At 63.9% G+C, this 13,030-nt stretch carries 15 protein-coding genes; 7 read left to right on the plus strand and 8 right to left on the minus strand.

What is annotated here, in order from left to right:
- Window positions 1-2 precede the first annotated feature (2 nt).
- Together G3N95_RS21765 and yjfF are read left to right on the plus strand one after the other, a co-directional pair.
- Window positions 3-1,040 carry an ABC transporter permease gene (locus G3N95_RS21765; protein ID WP_205972150.1) on the plus strand — a complete coding sequence of 346 codons (1,038 nt, stop codon included), beginning with the start codon at window positions 3-5 and terminating at the stop codon, window positions 1,038-1,040.
- Window positions 1,037-2,134, plus strand: a complete 1,098-nt coding sequence (gene yjfF / locus G3N95_RS21770) for a galactofuranose ABC transporter, permease protein YjfF (RefSeq protein ID WP_205972133.1) — start codon at window positions 1,037-1,039, stop codon at window positions 2,132-2,134. Before G3N95_RS21765 ends, yjfF begins: the two co-directional genes overlap by 4 nt.
- Window positions 2,135-2,139: 5 nt before the next feature.
- Here yjfF and G3N95_RS21775 read toward each other — a convergent pair whose 3' ends face one another.
- Window positions 2,140-3,120, minus strand: coding sequence for an AraC family transcriptional regulator (locus tag G3N95_RS21775; RefSeq protein WP_205972134.1), 981 nt, complete (start codon window positions 3,118-3,120; stop codon window positions 2,140-2,142).
- A 151-nt stretch (window positions 3,121-3,271) separates the two neighbouring features.
- Between G3N95_RS21775 and G3N95_RS21780 the strand changes: the two genes are divergently transcribed.
- Window positions 3,272-4,123, plus strand: coding sequence for an NAD(P)H-binding protein (locus G3N95_RS21780; RefSeq protein ID WP_205972135.1), 852 nt, complete (start codon window positions 3,272-3,274; stop codon window positions 4,121-4,123).
- Here G3N95_RS21780 and G3N95_RS21785 read toward each other — a convergent pair.
- The 3 genes from G3N95_RS21785 to pstS all read right to left on the minus strand — a co-directional run bounded on the left by G3N95_RS21785 (window position 4,054) and on the right by pstS (window position 6,994).
- Window positions 4,054-4,605 (minus strand): hypothetical protein, encoded by a 552-nt coding sequence (locus tag G3N95_RS21785; protein WP_205972136.1) that lies wholly within the window; start codon window positions 4,603-4,605, stop codon window positions 4,054-4,056. The two genes, G3N95_RS21780 and G3N95_RS21785, sit on opposite strands and share 70 nt — an antisense overlap.
- A gap of 26 nt (window positions 4,606-4,631) precedes the next feature.
- Window positions 4,632-5,687, minus strand: a complete 1,056-nt coding sequence (locus G3N95_RS21790) for a poly(3-hydroxybutyrate) depolymerase (protein WP_205972137.1) — start codon at window positions 5,685-5,687, stop codon at window positions 4,632-4,634.
- Between the two features lie 284 nt (window positions 5,688-5,971).
- The gene (gene pstS, locus G3N95_RS21795; RefSeq protein WP_205972151.1) at window positions 5,972-6,994 is read right to left on the minus strand and encodes a phosphate ABC transporter substrate-binding protein PstS; all 1,023 of its coding nucleotides are present in this window, start codon (window positions 6,992-6,994) and stop codon (window positions 5,972-5,974) included.
- Window positions 6,995-7,302: 308 nt separating this feature from the next.
- On the opposite strand from pstS, the gene G3N95_RS21800 reads away from it, so the two are divergent.
- Entirely contained in the window at window positions 7,303-8,316 is a 1,014-nt protein-coding gene (locus tag G3N95_RS21800) for a hypothetical protein (RefSeq protein WP_205972138.1), read from the plus strand.
- A 45-nt stretch (window positions 8,317-8,361) separates the two neighbouring features.
- Window positions 8,362-8,589 (plus strand): hypothetical protein, encoded by a 228-nt coding sequence (locus G3N95_RS21805; protein ID WP_205972139.1) that lies wholly within the window; start codon window positions 8,362-8,364, stop codon window positions 8,587-8,589.
- 219 nt (window positions 8,590-8,808) lie between these two features.
- Here the strand turns inward: G3N95_RS21805 and G3N95_RS21810 are convergent, their stop codons facing one another.
- On the minus strand, window positions 8,809-9,096 hold the full coding sequence (locus G3N95_RS21810; protein ID WP_205972140.1) for a hypothetical protein: 288 nt from the start codon (window positions 9,094-9,096) through the stop codon (window positions 8,809-8,811).
- Window positions 9,097-9,111: 15 nt separating this feature from the next.
- Between G3N95_RS21810 and G3N95_RS21815 the strand changes: the two genes are divergently transcribed.
- Both G3N95_RS21815 and ppk2 read left to right on the plus strand, forming a co-directional pair.
- Window positions 9,112-9,369: an RNA-binding protein gene (locus G3N95_RS21815; RefSeq protein ID WP_205972141.1), complete on the plus strand. Its 258-nt coding sequence runs from the start codon at window positions 9,112-9,114 to the stop codon at window positions 9,367-9,369.
- Window positions 9,370-9,437: 68 nt separating this feature from the next.
- On the plus strand, window positions 9,438-10,289 hold the full coding sequence (gene ppk2 / locus G3N95_RS21820) for a polyphosphate kinase 2 (RefSeq protein ID WP_205972142.1): 852 nt from the start codon (window positions 9,438-9,440) through the stop codon (window positions 10,287-10,289).
- Between the two features lie 18 nt (window positions 10,290-10,307).
- Here the strand turns inward: ppk2 and G3N95_RS21825 are convergent, their stop codons facing one another.
- From G3N95_RS21825 to G3N95_RS21835, 3 genes are all read right to left on the minus strand, one after another.
- Window positions 10,308-10,913 (minus strand): PqiC family protein, encoded by a 606-nt coding sequence (locus G3N95_RS21825; protein WP_205972143.1) that lies wholly within the window; start codon window positions 10,911-10,913, stop codon window positions 10,308-10,310.
- Window positions 10,910-12,511, minus strand: a complete 1,602-nt coding sequence (locus tag G3N95_RS21830) for an MlaD family protein (protein WP_205972144.1) — start codon at window positions 12,509-12,511, stop codon at window positions 10,910-10,912. Before G3N95_RS21830 ends, G3N95_RS21825 begins: the two co-directional genes overlap by 4 nt.
- A 73-nt stretch (window positions 12,512-12,584) precedes the next feature.
- On the minus strand, window positions 12,585-13,030 hold a 446-nt coding region (locus G3N95_RS21835), incomplete at its 5' end, for a TolC family protein (RefSeq protein WP_205972145.1).

Raw genomic sequence — 13,030 nt, forward strand, 5'->3', positions numbered from 1 at the left:
GAATGAAGCAGATTCAGGCGATATTCAGGCATCAGCTGGTGTGGCCCGTGCTGACGCTCGTCGCGCTGTTCGCCATCGACGTCGCGCACCGTGCGAGCTTTCTGTCGATCACGCTGCTCGACGGCCACCTGTTCGGCGCGCCCATCGACATTCTCAATCGGGCCGCGCCGCTCGTGATCGTGTCGCTCGGCATGACGCTCGTGATCGCGACGCGCGGCATCGACATTTCCGTCGGTGCGATCGTCGCGATTGCGGGGGCGGCGGCCGCCGTCGTCCTCGCCGACGATCCGACCCGCATCGGCACGGCGCTCGGCGCGGCGCTGGCCGTCGGCGTGCTGGCGGGCATCTGGAACGGCATGCTGGTCGCGTTCGTCGGCATGCAGCCGATCATCGCGACGCTGATCCTGATGGTCGCCGGGCGCGGTGTCGCGCAACTGCTGACGGGCGGGCAGATCATTCCCATCGGCGCGCCGGGCTATCTCGTGTTCGGCGGCGGCTATCTGGCGACGGTGCCGTGTTCCGTGTGGATCGCGCTCGGCGTGACGGCCGCGACGGCGCTGCTGGTCAATCGCACCGCGTTGGGCCTGTTCATCCGCGCGATCGGTGTGAATCCCGTTGCGACGCGGCTGGTTGGCTTGCGCTCAAGTGCGATCGTGTTCAGCGTCTACGTGTTCTCGGGCTTGACGGCCGCGATCGCAGGCATTCTTGCCAGTTCCAACGTGCGCAGCGCCGACGGCAACAACGCGGGCCTGCTGCTCGAACTCGACGCGATTCTCGCCGTGACGCTCGGCGGCACCTCGCTGCTCGGCGGACGCTTCAGTCTGGCGGGCACCGTGCTGGGCGCGCTGATCATTCAGACGCTCACGTACACCACGTATTCGATCGGCGTGCCGCCCGAAGCGACGCTCGTCGTCAAGGCGATCGTCGTGCTCGTGGTCAGCGTGATCCAGTCGAGCGTCGCGCGGGCGCTGCTGATGCGGCAACTGCTGCGCGCGTTCGCATTCGCAAAGACGAAACCGCTTACCGGGACTCCACAATGAATACCATGCTCGGCCGGCTGCTCGATCCGCGCACGCTTCCGATCGTCGTCACCGTCGTGCTGTTCGCCGTGCTGTTCGGCTTCGGCTCGGTGATGTACACGGGCTTCTTCTCGCTGCAGGTGCTGCTGGGTCTGCTCGTCGACAACGCGTTCCTGCTGATCGTCGCGATCGGCATGACGTTTGTGATCGTGTCGGGCGGCATCGATCTGTCCGTCGGCTCCGTCGTCGCGCTGACGACGATTCTCTGCGCCATCTGCGCTGAGCGTCTGCACTGGCCCGTGTGGGTGATCGCGCCGCTGGTGCTCGCGTTCGGCACGCTGTACGGCGCCGCGATGGGCGCGCTGATTCACTTCTTCCGCCTGCAGCCGTTCATCGTCACGCTGGCCGGGATGTTTCTCGCGCGCGGCGCCTGTTTTCTGATCACCACGCAGTCGATCACCATCAACGAATCGACCTTTCACGCGATGGCGGGCTTCAGCGTACCGATCGGCGGCGGCTCGCTGACATCCGGTGCGCTGATCGCGCTGCTGACGCTGGCCGTGGCGATCTACGTCGCGCACTTCACGCGTTTCGGGCGCAACGTGTATGCGCTCGGCGGCAACGAGCGCTCGGCGCTGCTGATGGGCTTGCCGGTCGCGCGCACGAGGATCGGCGTGTATGCATTGAGCGGCTTTTGCTCGGCGCTCGGTGGCTTCGTGTTCACGCTCTACGTGCTGTCCGGTTATGGACTGCAGGCGCAGGGCATGGAGCTCGATGCGATAGCCGCAACGGTGATCGGCGGCACCCTGCTGACGGGCGGTGTCGGTTACGTGATCGGCTCGGTGTTCGGCGTCGGCATTCTGGGCACGATCCAGACGCTGATCACGTTCGACGGCACGCTCAGTTCGTGGTGGACACGCATCGTGATCGGCACGCTGCTGTGCGCGTTCTGTCTGCTGCAACGGATCATCGAGCGGCATGCGGCGCGGCGCAAGTCGAACGGCACGGGGCTGGGCGCCAACGTGACAAAGCCCGCCGACAAGCCCGCGCCGACACACGGCACGAGCACGATCGATCTCGCGAAGATGAGTCCGACGACGCTGAAGCAGTCGTGAGCGTGTCAGCCGGCTAGCGGCAGCGTTGCATCGTCCATCTGCGCGCGCGCATTGCGCCGCACCGCGCCCGGCGACACGCCGACGATGCGCTTGAACGCGCGGCTGAACGCGGCGTCCGAGTCGTAACCGAGGCGCGTCGCGAGTGCCGTCAGCGATGCGTCCGTCTCCTGCAACTGCGTGAGCGCCGCCTGCATCTTCCAGCGCACGGCATAACGCATCGCCGGTTCGCCGACCAGTTGCGTGAAGCGCGCGGAGAACGCCGAGCGCGACATGCCGACGCTATCGGCGAGGGTGGCCACCGTCCAGTTGCTCGAAGGATCGCGATGAATCATCGCGATCGCACGGCCGATCTGCCCGTCGCGCAACGCGCCGAGCCAGCCCGTTTGCGCAGCGGGCGCACGCGCGATCCACGCGCGGATGGCCTGAATCACGAGTATGTCCGCGAGCCTCGTGATCACCGTTTCGCCTCCCGCATTCAGTTGCTGCGCTTCGGCCGCGATGAATCGCAACGTGCTCTGTATCCATTCCATTTCCGGCGACTGCCACGTGTCGACGCGAATCAGCTTCGGCAGCATCCCGATCAGCCGCTGAGCGGCGGGATGATCGAAACGCACGAGCGCGCAGATCATCGTGGTCGGCGCGCCGCCTTCGCCGTGACGAAGAATCTCGTAGCGATTGCTGACGGCTTCGCGCGGTAAGTCGAACAGTTTGCCGGCGGCAACGTCCGGCGCGCTCATCAGCCGATGCCCCGCGCCGTGCGGCACGAGTGCGAGGTCGCCGGGACGCAGCACGCAGCGCTCGGCACCTTCCACGTCGAGCAGACATTCGCCCGACGTGACGACATGGAACATCATCGATTGCTCGAACGGGGGCAGTTCGAGCGCCCACGGCGCGCTGAACTCCGAGCGGCAATAGAAGGTGCCGCTCATGCGCAGAAAGTGCAGCGCTTCGCCGAGAGGATCGCCGGATGCGGGCAGTGGGTTCATGAGGACAGTGTAGGCGACACGAAGAACATCGTCCTGGTGCATGGACGAATGAGCATGAAAGATGGATTCGGAATCATTGTTCGTCCAGAGGAGCGTGGCTATTCTGGATTTACGGTCGCCGCACGACGCGGCGTGAAAGCGGAGATGATCCATGAAAGCAGACACGATTCTCGTACTGGGCAGCACGGGCAAAACAGGCCGCCGTGTAGCGGAACGGCTCGAGAAGCAGGGCGTGGACGTGAGGCGCGGCTCACGTTCGGGCACGGCGCCGTTCGACTGGGCGAATCGCACCACATGGGCGCCTGCGTTGAACGGCGTGAAAGCTGTGTACATCGCTTACGCCCCGGACCTGGCGGTCGAAGCCGCCGCCGACGACATCGGGTCGTTCACGCAGCTTGCCGTGCAAAGCGGCGTGCAGCGACTCGTGCTGCTGTCGGGGCGCGGCGAGACGGAAGCGCAGCGGTGTGAAAACATCGTGCGCGAGGCGGGCGTCGAATGGACGTTGCTGCGTGCGAGCTGGTTCGCACAGAACTTCAGCGAGGCGCATTTTCTCGAACCGATACTCGCGGGTGAACTGGCGCTGCCCGTCGGCGATATCGGCGAGCCATTCGTCGATGCCGACGATATCGCCGACGTCGCCGCCGCCGCGCTCACGGAAGACGGCCACGCGGGCCAGCTCTACGAGTTGACGGGGCCGCGCCTGTTGCACTTCGCGGATGCCGTCGCGGAGATCGCGCAAGCCACGGGCAGGCCGATCCGCTTCACGCGCGTCGCGATGTCCGGGTACGTCGCCGCACTCGAAGCAGCACAACTGCCGCCCGACGTGGTCGGCCTGATCCGCTATCTGTTCACGGAGGTCCTCGACGGACGCAATGCGTCCGTGCAGGATGGCGTGTTTCGCGCGCTCGGCAGACGACCGCGCGAGTTTCGCGATTACGCGCGCGCGACGGCCGCAACGGGCGTCTGGACGCCGGCCGTAGAAGACAGGGCACCCAGCTTTTGATTGAGCCAGTACGCGTACGACACCTCGATATTCTCCTGAAGCGCGACGAGGTTCGTGGTCTGGTCGATCAGCAGTTGCCCGATCTGCGCGATCAGGTTGAACTCCTGCTCGACCAGTTTCGTCACGGTGTTCGCGCCGCGGATTTCCGCGCGCTCGCGATTCCACGCGGCCCAGCCTTGCAGCCACGACTGCTGCTGCAAGGTCAGACGCTCGACGATGGCCTGTTGCATCTGGGCCAGCTCGCTCCAGGTCTGCAGGTCCATGCCGAACGCGAACAGCCGCGCGGTATCGATGCCGTTGGTGGCCGAACGCGCGGCCCAGCCGCTGAGCAGCACGGGCATCTTCAGCGTGTCCTGAACGGCGCCGGCGCGCGCGGCAGGCGCGGTCTTCTGCACGGCAGCCGCGGCCGTCACGGCGCCCGACGCGGCTCGCGATGCAGCCGTCTGTTCCGCAAGCGCGGGCGTAAGTGTCATTTCGTTCATAGCAGGCTCGTCAGGTAAGAGGAAGGTCAGCCGCCAAGCCGGCTCAGCATGCTATACAGCGCCTTGATCTGGATCGCGTCGCGCGAATAGTAGTCGGGCTGGTCGGGGTCGTCGCTCGTATAGCCCCACCAGTCCCAACAGCCATCCGGGTTTTGCAGGCCGCCGCCGTCCACGCCCGTCGCCTGCGGGTACAGCACGATGATGTCGTTGCTGTCGGCGAGTTCGTTGTACCCCGTCGACGTGATATAGCGGTTGCCGTAGGGCGCCTGGTTCGCGATGTCGGCGCGTCCGTACACGTAGTTCACGTAGCTGTAGCCCTGCTTGCAGCCGTGCAGCACGACGTGCACGCGCGCGGGTGCACCTTCTTCGACGGCGCGTGGCACGTACGCGTAGCCGAATTCACCCATGCTCGCGCGCGCTTCGCGGCCGAAGAATTCCGTCTGGTCGAAGCGCAGCAGGCGGCCGGTGGTCTGCTGCGCAGCGGGCTTCAGATCGGCGTAGATGTGATGCAGGATACGGTGCGACTGCATGAAGCCGCCCTGGTTGATATACGGTGGCTGGTTGGTGTCGAGCTTCGAATCTTCGGGATTGTCGGTGACGATGGAGTGGCCGGCGGGCACCGTATCGTCGAACAGGATATCGTTCGACGCTACGCCGAGCAGTTCATAGAAGCGCTGCGTGCACTTCACGACGTCCGAATACACGACGGTATCGCGCGAGCCCGTGAACAGATAGATGCGATCGCCTTTGAGATTCGACAGCGGATCGATCGCGCCTGCCTGCTCGGTGTCGCGCGCAAGTTGCGCGAGGCGCGGTGCACTCGGCCCCGTCTGCGGCGTCAACGGGCTCATGCAGATGTATTCGGCGCTTTGCACATAGGCATCGGCTGCAAGCGGCGCCGCACCCCGAAACGATTCGGAGCAGCGAAACGGTCCGCCCGCAATCACGCCGACGCCTGCAAAACTGGCCGAATGCGCGAGGTGCAGTTGCACCGTCATGAACGCGCCCGACGATAAACCGGAAATGGAACTCTCGCCTTTCTTGACCTTGTAGTCGCGCAGTTGAACGATCTCGTTCGCCATTGAATAGTCCCCCGTACGAGTCGTGCAGCTACGACGACGTTCATCGCGGCTGCACGGATGTGTGATACGTGAAGGTCGTTTGTCGAGCCGCTTTTCGCGGCGCTTCGAGGCCGAAGCTCTATTGGTATAGGCGAGCTTGCGCAGTGCAGCAAGCGCTTTATTCTGAAGATTGACACGCGCGGTTCGTGTTCGTGTGCTGAGGCAGCAAAGGGATGCCGCGTGCATTGCATTCACGCGTTGTGCATCGCGTTGCACCGCGCATTTTTTACGCGCTACGGGCGATGCTACTGCGTGGCAACCGGCCTCTCCGGTACGCCTTTGAAGCGCGTATGCAACTGCGTGCGGATTTCCTCGATCACGGGCGGCGGCAGCGGAATGTAGTCGAGGTCCTGCGCGGCGCGATGCCCGTTTAAAAAGGCCCACTCGAAGAAGCTGAGGGCCTCCTTGCCGTGATCGGGCTTGTCCTGCGTGACGGGCATCAGCACGAAGGTCGCGCCCATCACGGGCCATGCGTCTTTGCCGGGCTCGTTGGTGAGGATCGCATAGAGCGAGGTCTGCCAGTCGGCGCCCGACGCGGCCGCGTTGAACGCGTCAGGTCCGGGCTGCACCGACACGCCCGATGCGTTTCTCATCGCCGCGTAGGCGATATGGTTCTGCTTCGTGAAGTCCCATGCGACATAGCCGATCGAACCGGGCAGATAGCGCACGTAGGTCGCCACGCCTTCGTTGCCTTTACCGCCGATACCGCGCGGCCAGTGAACGGACGTGCCTTCGCCGACCCGGGTTTTCCATTCGGGGCTGACTTGCGACAGATAGTGCGTCCAGATGAGCGTCGTGCCCGAACCATCGGTGCGGCGTATCACGGCGATCGCGAGATCGGGCAGCTTCAGCTTCGGGTTCAGTACGGCGATGGCCGGGTCGTTCCAGTTCACGATCTTGCCGAGGTAGATGTCGCTCAGAACCTGACCGGACAACGTCAGCTCGCCCGGCTTGATACCCGGAATATTGATGACGGGCACGACGCCGCCGATCACAGTCGGGAACTGGACCAGACCGCTCTTGCTCAGTTGGCTTTCCGTCAGCGGCGCGTCGGACCCGGCGAAGTCGACTTGTCCAGAGAGAATCTGCTTGACGCCTTCCGTCGATCCAACGCCGAGATAATGAACGGTGCCGCCACCGGATTTCTTGTAGCCGTCCGCCCATGCGAGGTAAATCGGCGCGGCGAACGTGCTGCCCGCGCCGGTGATGTCGGCGGCATGGGCAGTCATCGACAAAAGAGAGGCAAGCACGGCAAGCGCGGTCGGCATGGTTCTCACGATACCCTCACTAATATTGCTATTCGCGTTGTTCGGTGATGGCCGGTCCAGCCGTTCGTTGTCGGCGCGTGGTTGACGATGCGTCACGAGATGGCATTGCCATGACAGTGATTAGAGTTCTCACGCGCGCGCTACGCAAATTGAATCGACCTATCGGAAACCCGCACGGAGACTCGGTCTGCGCGCTGTGCATTCATCGGAAGAGAGCGCGGATGACAGATGACGCAACGGATTTTTCATGCTGTATGCTGATTCGAAAACGAGCGTGGCGGCTGCATCCTTAAAAGGAGAAATCGATAATGGACTTTCTGCGCCGGCTGTTCCATCGCGATGAACCGGCCGCGTCTCCGATGGATGCCGCGCGTATCGATGAAGCCATCGAACGCATACTCGCCATCCATCCGCGCATCGGCGTGGTGAGCCGCTACCGGCAGCGGCTGAAGCAACCGATATCGGTCGCGCTCCAGTACACGGACGAACTGCTGGCGTCGCTGCCCGCCACCCTCGATGCGAATGCCGACGCGTGGGCGGCCAGCCCGAATCTGCGCGCGTTCTTCGCGACGCCCGAGGACATCGCCGATACGTTCGGCCGCTCCGAAGACGTGCGCGCCTTCTTCGATCAGAACCCCGGCGCCGTCGATCTGCATGGCACGCTGGGGATGGCGTTGACCGAGCGCCACGTGCTGGGCGTCGCACTCGACGGCGACACGCTGCATCACGATGTCGCTCAAACCACGCTAAGTTTCAGCGATCATCACGTCAGGATCTGCGGGCTCACGGAAGAGGCGTTGCGTAAGGAGATCGAACGCAGGCTGATCGATCAGCTCGCGCTCGAAGGGCTCTCGATGCTGGCCGCCACGCGCGCCGCACGGCTCGCGCGCGGGCGCGAGCTGATGCAGGAGCGGGTGGCGTTGCTGCATCGGCGCGGCACGGGTATCTCGTCTTTCGCGGGCGGCGGCGCGACCGTCGAAGCCGACGAACTCGTGCACGTGCAGACACAGATCGCACAGAATGCTGAAAGCCTTGCCGCGCTCCGAGTGCCGACAGATGTCGTCGAACACGAGCTCGAAGGCATTTGCGAGGTGTTCGGCAAGCCCGCCGATTACGTCTATATCCGGAACCGGCACATTCGCATCGATATGATGAACGTGGTGCAGGAAGGCGAGACGAAAGTCGGCAACGATATCGAGTTCCACTTTGTGCGTATTCCGGGCGTCACGCCGCAGATGCGCGCGTTCGCGCTGGTCCGTTTTCGCCGTTCCGATCTGCCGCCAGGGGGATTGCATATCGACGCCGCGATGCGCGCTCTATAAGATCGAAGCAGGATGTCGCGCCTGGCGACGAAGCGGAGGTTACAGATGATCAGGTTCGATCTGATTGTGTTGTCCGTGGCGGCAAGCCTCGTCGTTTCGCTGACGCCGGCGCGACAAGCCATCGCGCAACCGTCCGCGATGAAGCCGATGCAGGATGCGCAGCGAAAAGCCGAACAGAAGGCGCGCAACGCTCAAAAGAAAGATGAAGAGCAGGCCGCGTCGCAAGACAAAGCTCCCAAGCCGGACAGCACCAAACCTGCATCGTCGCCGTGAGGCCTTTGCCGCTGCGTTTAGCGTGTACGTCGTTTCAGTTTTCTGATCGTTTGCTGCCGCTATTGCGCAATCCGCATTGATGCGATGTTGGTGGAAATACGCCAACACACAGGGAAAGTCACATAGACTGTTTGCAGAGGCTTTCTGCTTTTCGTGCGAACGACAATCTTGCCGTGTGCCGTTATCGAGGCAACCATGAAACGCATTGTGCTGGCCACACTACTGGGCTTCTCGTGTGTCGCCGTAGCGGCGCAGAATTGCGAAGAGATCAAGAGCAACTGCGCGGCAGGCTATGCGCGCGCCGTTCAGGCATGTGGGCCGTCGGGTGACAGGCGGGCGGGTATCTGCCGGGCCGAAGCGCACAACAAATACATCGAATGCGTCAGGGCGGGTGGTTGCGAAGCCTGATATCAATGGATGCGGCTTCTTCGCCAGATCAAGCAGAACGGTAGTCACCGGATTCATCAACTGCGTTGCGCGCTCGCGCTCGGCGAGCGGACTTTCCATGAGGAGAACGTCGTTATGGCTGAGCTTTGGGTAGGCAATATCGAAGACAACACGAGCGATGAGGAAATCAAATCCTTTCTTTGCCGCTACGGGTTTCCGCCGTTCGATTCGATTCAGCGCGTCGAAGGCACGGGTGAACGTCCGGCCGTCGTGCTCGGATTCAACGACGTCGGCGCGCACATTCTGCAGAATCTGCAGCCGCGCGTTCACAACATGTTCTGGAAGAACCGCACGCTGACGGTGCAGGTCGTGCCCGAGCGCGACGAGTCCTGATGCGTGTGCCGTCCATGCGCCGCATGGACCTTTAGCCGAACTGTTACGGCGCTTACGGGAGACGAGCGATGGCTGAAGCGAGGGCTGAAAAGAAACGGGCCAACGGCAAGCAACAGGCTGGCGCGCATGAAGGCGCAACGGCGTCGGGGCGTCTGGGCACCAAGGAGTATGAAAAAGAACTGCGGGCGCTGCATATCGAGCTGGTGAAACTCCAGGAATGGGTCGTGCAAACGGGCGCCAAGGTTTGCGTGCTATTCGAGGGACGCGATACCGCAGGCAAGGGCGGCACGATCAAGGCGATCACGGAGCGCGTCAGTCCGCGTGTGTTTCGCGTCATTGCGTTGCCGGCGCCCACCGATCGCGAGAAGACCCAGATGTACATCCAGCGCTATCTCCCGCATTTGCCCGCAGCCGGCGAAATCGTGCTGTTCGACCGAAGCTGGTACAACCGCGCGGGGGTCGAGCGGGTGATGGGCTTTTGCACGGACGATCAGGTGGAGAACTTCTTCAAGGCCGTGCCGCTGATCGAACACGCGATCATCCAGTCGGGCATCATTCTTCTGAAGTACTGGCTCGAAGTCAGCGAAGACGAGCAAACGCGCCGGCTCGAAGCGCGCATCACCGACGAGCGCAAGATCTGGAAGCTGACGCCGATGGATCTGCGTTCGTACAGCCGCTGGTACGACTACTCGCGCGCACGGGACGATATGTTCGCGGCCACCGACACCGATAAGGCGCCGTGGTTCGTGGTGAGGTCGGACGACAAGAAGCGCGCGCGTCTGAACCTGATCACGCATCTGCTCGACAGCATTCCGTACAAGACGATGCCGCGTCCGAAGATCAAGCTGCCCAAGCGGCAAAAGGCGGAAGGCTACCGGCAGCCCGACCGGCCGGCGAGGTATGTGCCGGAGAAGTTCTGAGCGCTGGCGGGCTGGCTTTTACGACCCAGCCTGCCGGATAGCCGCGGCGATGTCGCGGCTCACGGTCGCGAGCGCGCGGCTATGCGCGGCGACGAGCGCGTCATAGCCGGCGCCCGAGACCGGCTCGCGCACCGTCGAGCGGCCCGTGAGCAGCGTCGTGCGGCCCGCTACGTGCACGGTCCACCGCGCGTCGATGGCGACGGCCTCGCCGGGCATCGAATCGAACTGTACGAGGTCGACGCGCACCCGCCACGACTCCGTGCCCGCAACCGTCTGCGACGACACCGACACCCGTTCCGAACCGAGCAGGCGCGTCAGGTCGCCGGCAATCGCGGCCGCGATGCCGCTTCTCAGCGGTTCGCCCCAGCGCGCGAATTCGTCGAGCGCGACTTCGTTGCCTGACACGCGTGTGACGAGCTGTGGACGGTCGACGAGTTCGGGTATCGTGACCGGGCCGACGACCACGGCGCCCTGCAACGCCTGGCTGCTCCGTTCGAGCGACGGATCCGCGCTCAGCGTATAGAAGCTGGTCGGCGGGGATTTGCAGCCGTGCAGCAACGCGACGCTTGCGCACAGCACAAGCAGCGCGGCAGCGGTGCGCCCGGTTCGCGTCAGCGGCTTCATTTTGCGTCCTCTGTTTTGCCACGCAGCAGCGCTTCGGGATGGCGCTGAAGATAGTCGGAGAGCGCACGGAACGACGCCGCTGTGCGCGCGAGTTCGCGGACCGCGTCGCTCGTGTCCTGTTGCAGCGCCGAGTCGGGTTGCAGCGCGGTGTTCGCGGAGTCGAGCGTCGCCTGGGCGGCGGACAGCGCGTTCTTCGCCTGCGGCACGACCTGCGTGTTGAGGTTGCGCATCAGCAAACTGGTGTTGGCAAGCGTCTGCTGCGCGTTCTTGCCGATCTGTTCGAGCGGCAAGCTGTCGACGCGAGCGATGATCCGGTTCAGCGACTCCTGCAGCGATTGCAGGCCGCTTGGCGTGGTAGGCAGCTCGGGCGGCGTGCGGGTCCAGTCGACATGCGCTTTCGGCGCATCCGGGAAGAAGTCGAGCGCGACATAGAGCTGGCCCGTGAGCAGACTGCCCGTCTTGAGTTGTCCCCGCAAACCGCGTTCGACGAGGAAATTGGCGAGTGCTCGCGGGTCCTCGTCCATGCGTCCGCCTTTCGGCTCCGTCGCATAGCGCGACGTGAAGCGTTCGGGGAATATCTTGACTTCGACGGGAATGCTGATCCGCTTCGTGACGGGATCGAAGCGCGTGTAGATTGCAGAGACTTCGCCGACCGTGATACCGCGGAAATCGACGGGCGCGCCCACGACGAGGCCGCGCACCGAGCCCTGGAAATCGAATGCAAATGTCTCGACGATGTTCTCGTGCAGCTTCAACGCATCGTCGCGCGTGGCGAACAGCTGGAAGGTCGCTTTGGACTCGGCCTCGGGTAGTTGGAGCGAGTTCGCGGGCGTTTCGAACGCGAGTCCGCCGACGAGTATCGACACCACCGACTGCGTGTTGATCTGCACGCCTTCCGTGCCGAGCGTGACGTCGATGCCGCCCGCCTGCCAGAAGCGCGAATCGCTGTTCACGTAGCGGTCGTACGGCGCGTTGATGAACACGTGCAGCGTGACGCCGCCGCCGTTCTTGTCGAGATCGAACGACGTCACCTGGCCGACCTGCAGACGCCGGAAATAGACAGGCGTGCCGACATCGACCGAGCCGAGGTCGGCGGCTTTCAGCACGAACTCGCGGCCCGGCACGTCGCTCGCGAACACGGGCGGAACTTCGAGGCCCGTGTAGTCGCGCCGCTCCCGTTTCGCATGGCCGATATCCATGCCGATGAACGCGCCCGACAACAGCGTGCTGATGCCCGACACCGTGCCGCCCGCGATGCGCGGCCGGACGACCCAGAAGCGGGTATCGTCGACCAGCATGTCGGTGGCGTCGCGCGTGAGTTCGGCTGTCGCGATGACCTGCTTGTAGTCGTCCGACAGCGTGACTTTCTTCACGACGCCGATATCGACGTCCTTGAACTTGATCTTCGTCTTGCCCGCTTCGAGTCCTTCGCCCGTCTTGAAGCTGATCGTAATGGTCGGACCTTGCGAGAGCACGGCCTGCACGGCGAGCCAGACACCGACCAGTACAGCGACGACGGGCACGATCCAGATCCACTGGATGCGCCAGCGCTTCTTCGGCACGGCGACGGCCTCGGGCAGCTCGGGCGGGCGGCTCATTCGGGTTGCCTCATGCATCCAGATGCGTCGCCGTCGGGCTGACGACGCGGCAAGCGTGAATGGGAGAGGGCGCTCATTTCACTTCCTGCACGGTGCCGTTCGTGCCGTTCGCAGGCTGCGACGCATCGCCCGCATGCGCGGCCTGCTGCGTGGTCATGCCTTCGGCCGTGACCACCCAGCCGCCGCCCATCGCCTTGTACAGACTCACATACGACACCAGCACACCCGCCTGGGTCTGCGTCTCGCTCAACTGCGCGTTGAACAGGCTGCGCTCGGCGTCGAGCACCTCGATATAACTCGTGTAGCCGCCTTCGTACCTGAGCCGCGCCAGATGCGCATAGGTCGCCAGCGCCTGTACCTGGCGGCCCTGCACCTCGAACTGCTCGCGCAGTTTCTGCGACGAGATCAGCGCATCGTCGACTTCCTGGAACGCCACCTGGATCGCCTTGCGGTACGAGTACAGCGCCTGCTGCTGCACGGCCTCGGCCTGCTTCACCTGACCGGCGATCGCGCCGCCCT

The organism is Paraburkholderia sp. Tr-20389 (assembly GCF_017104565.1).
Taxonomy (GTDB): Bacteria; Pseudomonadota; Gammaproteobacteria; order Burkholderiales; family Burkholderiaceae; genus Paraburkholderia.

Coding starts and splice junctions, on each gene's coding strand:
- G3N95_RS21765 (WP_205972150.1), top strand. CDS start 3: ATGAAGCAGATTCAGGCGATATTCAGGCATCAGCTGGTGTGGCCCGTG.
- yjfF (WP_205972133.1), top strand. CDS start 1,037: ATGAATACCATGCTCGGCCGGCTGCTCGATCCGCGCACGCTTCCGATC.
- G3N95_RS21775 (WP_205972134.1), bottom strand. CDS start 3,120: ATGAACCCACTGCCCGCATCCGGCGATCCTCTCGGCGAAGCGCTGCAC.
- G3N95_RS21780 (WP_205972135.1), top strand. CDS start 3,272: ATGAAAGCAGACACGATTCTCGTACTGGGCAGCACGGGCAAAACAGGC.
- G3N95_RS21785 (WP_205972136.1), bottom strand. CDS start 4,605: ATGAACGAAATGACACTTACGCCCGCGCTTGCGGAACAGACGGCTGCA.
- G3N95_RS21790 (WP_205972137.1), bottom strand. CDS start 5,687: ATGGCGAACGAGATCGTTCAACTGCGCGACTACAAGGTCAAGAAAGGC.
- pstS (WP_205972151.1), bottom strand. CDS start 6,994: ATGCCGACCGCGCTTGCCGTGCTTGCCTCTCTTTTGTCGATGACTGCC.
- G3N95_RS21800 (WP_205972138.1), top strand. CDS start 7,303: ATGGACTTTCTGCGCCGGCTGTTCCATCGCGATGAACCGGCCGCGTCT.
- G3N95_RS21805 (WP_205972139.1), top strand. CDS start 8,362: ATGATCAGGTTCGATCTGATTGTGTTGTCCGTGGCGGCAAGCCTCGTC.
- G3N95_RS21810 (WP_205972140.1), bottom strand. CDS start 9,096: ATGGAAAGTCCGCTCGCCGAGCGCGAGCGCGCAACGCAGTTGATGAAT.
- G3N95_RS21815 (WP_205972141.1), top strand. CDS start 9,112: ATGGCTGAGCTTTGGGTAGGCAATATCGAAGACAACACGAGCGATGAG.
- ppk2 (WP_205972142.1), top strand. CDS start 9,438: ATGGCTGAAGCGAGGGCTGAAAAGAAACGGGCCAACGGCAAGCAACAG.
- G3N95_RS21825 (WP_205972143.1), bottom strand. CDS start 10,913: ATGAAGCCGCTGACGCGAACCGGGCGCACCGCTGCCGCGCTGCTTGTG.
- G3N95_RS21830 (WP_205972144.1), bottom strand. CDS start 12,511: ATGAGCCGCCCGCCCGAGCTGCCCGAGGCCGTCGCCGTGCCGAAGAAG.